This is a genomic window from Moorena sp. SIO4G3, from assembly GCF_010692305.1.
In the GTDB taxonomy this organism is placed as follows: domain Bacteria; phylum Cyanobacteriota; class Cyanobacteriia; order Cyanobacteriales; family Coleofasciculaceae; genus Moorena; species Moorena producens_A.
The window spans coordinates 1-6,138 of record NZ_JAAHIG010000472.1 but is presented as its reverse complement, the minus strand read 5'-3'; the positions used below and the strand labels follow the sequence as shown (position 1 = coordinate 6,138).

The following is a 6,138-nucleotide window of genomic DNA, read 5'->3' as shown; positions in this document are numbered from 1 at the left end:
TCAGGATCGGGGTCATGCTTTGCTCTATCCTGTAATAAGGATCGGGTTTCGGAATGCTTAGGATAATATTCCAGGATGGCATTAAGGGCTATTTGTCGAGGATTGTCATCCCAGTCTTCCTTACGGTCAAAGGGTTTATGGAGAGTGCGATGCTCTGAAAGAGCCGCTACGCGATTGGCCGTAGGCCACGCTACGCGATCGCATAAAAATTCAAATAACCAAGGCTGGTCTTTCCAACCTTTAGCTAACTGTTCAATTGCTGTACATCGCACATCCGAATCAGTATCACAGCGAGCCGATTCTTGAAGTAGGGCCAAGGTATCTCGGTGGTCTTGGTAACCTTTAGCTAACTGTTCAATTGCTGTAACTCGCACCTGCCAATCAGTATCACAGCGAGCCCATTGTTGAAGTAGGGCTAAGGTATCTTGGTGGTCTTGGTAACCTTTAGCTAACTGTTCAATTGCTGTAACTCGCACACTCGAATCAGTATCAGACCGAGCCCATTGTTGAAGTAGGGCTAAGGTATCTCGGTGGTCTTTGTAACCTTTAGCTAACTGTTCTATTGCTGTAACTCGTACCCACGAATCACTATCAGAGCGAGCCCATTGTTGAAGTAGGGCTAAGGTATCTTGGTCGTCTTGGTAACCTTTAGCTAACTGTTCTATTGCTGTAATTCGTACCCACGAATCAGTATCAGAGCGAGCCAATTCTTGAAGTAGGGCTAAGGTATCTTGGTCGTCTTGGTAAGCTTTAGCTAACTGTTCTATTGCTTTACATCGGACATCCGAATCAGTATCACAGCGAGCCCATTGTTGAAGTAGGGCTAAGGTATCTTGGTGGTCTTTGTAAGCTTTAGCTAACTGCTCAATTGCTCTAACTCGCACCTGCCAATCTTGATCAGAGCGAGCCAATTCTTGAAGTAAGGCTAAGGTATCTCCGTGGTCTTTGTAAGCTTTAACTAACTCTTCAATTGCTGTAGCTCGCACCCACGAATCAGTATCAGAGCGAGCCAATTCTTGAAGTATGTCTAAGGTATCTATGTAGTCTTTGTAAGCTTTAACTAACTCTTCAATTGCTCTACATCGCACCTCCGAATCAGTATCACAGCGAGCCGATTGTTCAAGTATGGCTAAGGTATATTGGTGGTTTTTGTAACCTTGAGCTAACTCTTCAATTGCTCTAACTCGCACCTCCGAATCAGTATCACAGCGAGCCGATTGTTTAAGTATGGCTAAGGTATCTTTGTGGTCTTTGTAACTTTGAACTAACTGTTCTATTGCTCTAACTCGCACCCACAAATTCGTATCAGAGCGAGCCAAGTCTTTAAGTACGGCTAAGGTATCTTTGTGGTCTTTGTAACCTTGCACTAACTGTTCTATTGCTCTAAATCGCATCCGCAAATCCGTATCAGAGCGAGCAATTTTTTTAAGTAGCCCTAAGGTATCTCGGTGGTCTTTGTAACTTTTAGCTAACTGTTCAATTGCTGTAGCTCGCACCCACAAATCCGTATCAGAGCGAGCCAATTTTTTAAGTAGCCCTAAGGTATCTCGGTGGTCTTGCCAATGGGTGGCTACTGCGACAACAGCTTTAGTGCGAATATCACGGACTAAGTTGGCCTCATCTCTATACTTGTTATCAGTAGAATTTAGATCATAATGAATTAAGTCTTTGACGCGATTCAGTAATCCAATATTCGTTGATTTAATCTCATACCGATTTCTAACCTCAGATAAACAATCCCCTGCCAGAAATAAATTCTTAAAATCATCCTCTACTTCACCTTGTGCCATCAAATACTCAATAATCTCTCCACCTTTGTGGGAATCAATCATGCCCACAATCAACTGCAGCACTTCATGCCAATATTCATCCCGCCAGTGCTTACCAAATACCTCATTTTTCAACTGTTCTAGGGAAATATCCTGCTTTTTCTCAAATTTCCTTACAAATTCCCGAGCACAGAAATATTCCAAAAATGTCCGATGCACAAAAGCGTAGTAATCTGCTCCCATGAAACAAAAGATAAAATTGCGGGTGCATAACTGACTAATCATTACCTTAGCAACGGTTCTCGGGTCATTAACCTCCCGTAACTTCAGCTCCTCTTTGATAATTCTTTCTAAATCTTCCCCACTAATCAGATTTCCCGCTAATCCCCCTTGATTACCCTGCATGAAATATGCCACTTTTCCCAATATCTGTTGCTTATCTTGATAATCAATCGTCTTCGGATCAACACCATTATCTTCTAGTAATGCTGGTTCCACATCCCATTGATGGAGCAGTAAGCGAGACGATTGGTTATAGAGTTCAGAGCGGTCACGAGGCAATTCTTGATTGTGGTTCAGGATTGCCATCATGGTTAGTAATAGGGGATTTTGCGCCAGTTGTCGAATCCGAGAGCATGTCTTAATGGCTTTTTGTAAGCGCTCCTGTTTCCTAACTTTATCAACTTGATCAGTATAGGTTAACTCATGCCACTGCTCGATAAACGTTTGAATTTGTTCCGACTCCAAGTCTTGGAGCATAACATGACGAAATTCAGCATCCCGTAGCCGTTGGGGTTTATAACCAATTACCCGAGATGTCACAATTACTCTTACCTTAGGATACTTATTCGTAAAGCGATGAATATCAGTAATTACATCCTCTCGTTTCCCTGGCTCAAACACTTCATCCAAGCCATCAAACATCACGAAGACAATACCCGCCTTTAACTGATCATCAAGTTTATTTTGATTCAGATGACCTATCGCTCCACTACTTTGATGGCAGAATTCCAAGAAATTCTGACACTGTCCACTATCGCGATTCCGGATATAAGTGGGTAAGTCAATCAGTAACGGAATCCGTAGAGAACGTTCAGTCGTTAGATCGGTTCTTGCCCACTCCAATGCTAAATAGTGCAGCAAGGTAGATTTACCAGAGCCTGGCTCTCCTAAAACCACCAAATAGCGATAGCCTTGAGAGTTCTTTATCACATCCAATATGGATTGAATTGGCTGTTGATAATAAACCTCTTTAGCTCGTTGCAACTCCTTTTGGTCAATTTCCTGATCTAGTTCACCACTCTCTCGCAGTTTTCGATAATCATCCTTAGGCAGTTCATGAATCCCCTCCGGCATCAAGTCATGAACCTCTCGCACATTTTGGGGGATAAATATATTCCATAGTTTTAGTTCATTATAAGCACAGCCACTAGTATCCAAACTATCCAATTTGACATTACCGTAGCTCTCTAGGAGTGCTTCCTGATATTTCCTTAAGTCAACATCTGGGGGAATTCCCGGTTTAGTGTTTTCTGCGATCGCTTCCAAGGTTTGGGAATCTCGGATAGGCCGTAACTGATCGGATTTCCAAATAATATTTTTTACTTTATTATTGTTATTCTTTTTTCCTTTCTTGAGATAGCTTTTACCAATATAGTACATAGTGCCAATCAAATCCTTCCGGTAATTCTAATAAGTCAAGCTCAATCCAAGTCTTCGCTAATATATCGGTATCTATTCCGTGACCGCCATACTTGAACGCACTGCCCAGGATAGCTTTAATGGATTTATGTTTAAAATACTGCTTGAGAGGTTTACTATACTGTTTTAATTCTTGCTTAGATAAATCAGCATCTTCCAATTCTTCTTCCACTAAAGCCATAAATTATTTTAAGGCTTTACCCAAGAGTTTTTTCTGGATATTTTGATCCGATAGTCCGGTATACTCTTTGATGGATTCTTTGAAGAAGTCTTTGGTGTAGTCTTCTAGAGCTTCTTTGGCCAAGGGAGTAATCACCTCTTTGGCGAGATAGCCACCGGCACTAGAAATTCCTTAAACTGCTAACCAATCCAGCATGATATTGGTAGTTGTTTTTTCGTCTATTTGTCATTATAGAGCAAAGGGAGTAGGGAGTAGGGAGTAGGGAACAGGGAGTAGGGAGTAGGGAACAGCGGATCTGGGAATCGGGAACAGTGGTCAAAATCTCCCCATCTCCCCATCTCCCCATCTCCCCATCTCCCTACACTCGCGATCAGTTGGCCAGTTGCTAAGATCAAAGTCATGAGTCGGACAAAAATTGAGGTCATCTCATGTCTGTTGCCAAACCCTTATTTGAGCAGGTTATTCTCCCTCATCCGGCCAAAGAAACCCTGCCCACCATGTATGATTTACCCAGTGAAGATCCCGAGGAGCCGGGTTTGCCTGACGAATTTGATAGTTGGCAACCACAACTGTGTAGTGAAACATTTCGCCCTCCCAATTATGACAGGGAAAGGGTGTTTGTGGCCAGTGACTTAAATTTATATTATGACCCCAACCATACCGCTTGGTACAAACGACCGGATTGGTTTGCGGTAGTAGGTATTTCCCGATTCTACCAGGAACGAGAGCTCAGAATGAGTTATGTGATCTGGCAAGAAGAGGTCAGACCAATTGTGGCGATAGAGTTGCTCTGTGGCGAGCACCAGAGATCAAGACCTCGGTTACAGTGAACGAACGGCAGAACCACCCACCAAATGGGAAGTGTACGAGCAGATTTTAGCTATTCCCTACTATGTCACCTTTGAGCGAGTCAGCAATGAATTGCGAATTTTTAAGTTAGATGGCGGCAGCTATCAACCCCAAACCATAGACAATTCCCAATTTTGGATCCCTGAGTTGCAATTGGGTCTAGGGCTATGGCTTGGTCAATATCGGGGATTGAATCGGTTGTGGCTACGTTGGTATGATCAAGATGGGAATTGGATTCCCACTGAGGCAGACCGAACCGAACTTCAACGGCAACGAGCTGAACAAGAACGTCAACAGAAGGAATTGGCTCAACAACGAGCTGAACTGGCTCAACAACGAGCTGAACTGGCTCAACAACGAGCTCAACAACTAGCAGAACGGTTACGACAGATGGGTATTAATCCCGATGAAATTTAACCCCTGTCTGAGTTTTTATGTAAGCTAATGCGCGAAGCGCAGGCTACTTGAGGTGCTATCTGCTAATGGGCTACTTGAGGTGCTATCTGCTATCAGCTATCAGCTAATGGGCTACTTGAGGTGCTATCAGCTAATGGGCTACGGGCACCGCTGACTGCTGACCCCTGACTGCTGACCCCTGACTGCTGACCCCTGACTGCTGACCCCTGACCGCTGACCGGTCAAGGATTATTCGGGATGTGATCGATTTGGGCGTAGCCACTGAAAACTAGCTTTTTCCCTTGGGTCTCTAGACGATTGATGCGCATAGTGACACCATCAAGGTTGAAGCGGTCTAGATCCACCATATTGTTCAAGATCTCATCCAGGGCTACTGTCAAGGTTTTAGATATCTCTTGTAACGACTCTGGTATTTCATTAGCTTGAAACTGGGAGTCTTTAAACAAAATCCGCCGTCGCCGCTCTACTCCGATGGTAGATGTCATACTAATCGGTACTATGCCGTAATTGGGTAGGTCAGCCTTAGCAAATAACCGTAGACCATTGTTCGGTTGCAGCTGAACTTGCACCTCACTAAAGGAAACCGGCGCACCACCAGATAGTGCGGTTAACGCTGGTGTAGAAAGGTTTTCCAGCCGCTTTCTAACTAGTTGTGCTTTAAAGGATTGGTTGATGTCAACTTCAGTCAGAATAACTTGAGCGATCGCTTGAGTAGGTTGCTTCAGAGAAATCTTACCCTGAAGCACTGAGCTGAAATCCAGAGAAACAGCATCGGTTTCAAAGGACATCTCTTCTGTCCGGAACTCCCGACGAATCACTAAACCACGACCACTCATTTTGAAGCTGTCGATGCTACCTTGTAGCAATTTGCTAGAGGGATAGCAGCGCACAGACACATCTACCGATTCGCTTGTGGTAAACAGGTGGCGAATGGTCTTGCTGGCAACAGTATTGAGCAGCTGTTCACCCCAGTCGGTGCCAGAATTATTTGTACCGGTGAAGCCACCTAACATAACCATCTTGCATCCTGCGAGAGTTACTTCTACATTTGTAACAAAATGTGAAGAACTCAGCAATCGATCCTAGGGATGAAGCTTATTTGGTTATTCCCCATTGACATCCAGTGTAGGGTAAGTTAATGGGTTGTTCACCTTTAGTGTCCAGTGCAGGGTAGGTTATTTGGTTGGTTATTGGTTAATAGGCTCTAGTACATCAAACCTA

General features: G+C 43.8%; 5 protein-coding genes and 1 pseudogene. 1 reads left to right on the top strand and 5 read right to left on the bottom strand.

Features of this window, described 5'->3' with window-relative positions:
* From F6J99_RS40325 to F6J99_RS40310, 4 genes are all read right to left on the bottom strand, one after another.
* A partial coding sequence (locus F6J99_RS40325; RefSeq protein WP_293121823.1) for a HEAT repeat domain-containing protein occupies positions 1 to 3,431 on the bottom strand: 3,431 nt, incomplete at its 3' end.
* Positions 3,415 to 3,651 (bottom strand): hypothetical protein, encoded by a 237-nt coding sequence (locus F6J99_RS40320; protein WP_293121820.1) that lies wholly within the window; start codon positions 3,649 to 3,651, stop codon positions 3,415 to 3,417. The genes F6J99_RS40320 and F6J99_RS40325, both read right to left, overlap by 17 nt.
* 3 nt (positions 3,652 to 3,654) lie before the next feature.
* On the bottom strand, positions 3,655 to 3,786 hold the full coding sequence (locus F6J99_RS40315; RefSeq protein WP_267876458.1) for a hypothetical protein: 132 nt from the start codon (positions 3,784 to 3,786) through the stop codon (positions 3,655 to 3,657).
* A gap of 25 nt (positions 3,787 to 3,811) precedes the next feature.
* Positions 3,812 to 3,997 (bottom strand): hypothetical protein, encoded by a 186-nt coding sequence (locus tag F6J99_RS40310; RefSeq protein ID WP_293121817.1) that lies wholly within the window; start codon positions 3,995 to 3,997, stop codon positions 3,812 to 3,814.
* Between the two features lie 82 nt (positions 3,998 to 4,079).
* Between F6J99_RS40310 and F6J99_RS40305 the strand changes: the two are divergent.
* A pseudogene (locus F6J99_RS40305) lies at positions 4,080 to 4,917 on the top strand (Uma2 family endonuclease).
* A 221-nt stretch (positions 4,918 to 5,138) separates the two neighbouring features.
* Here the strand turns inward: F6J99_RS40305 and F6J99_RS40300 are convergent.
* The gene (locus F6J99_RS40300) at positions 5,139 to 5,936 is read right to left on the bottom strand and encodes a DUF2993 domain-containing protein (protein ID WP_365975216.1); all 798 of its coding nucleotides are present in this window, start codon (positions 5,934 to 5,936) and stop codon (positions 5,139 to 5,141) included.
* Between the last annotated feature and the right edge of the window lie 202 nt (positions 5,937 to 6,138).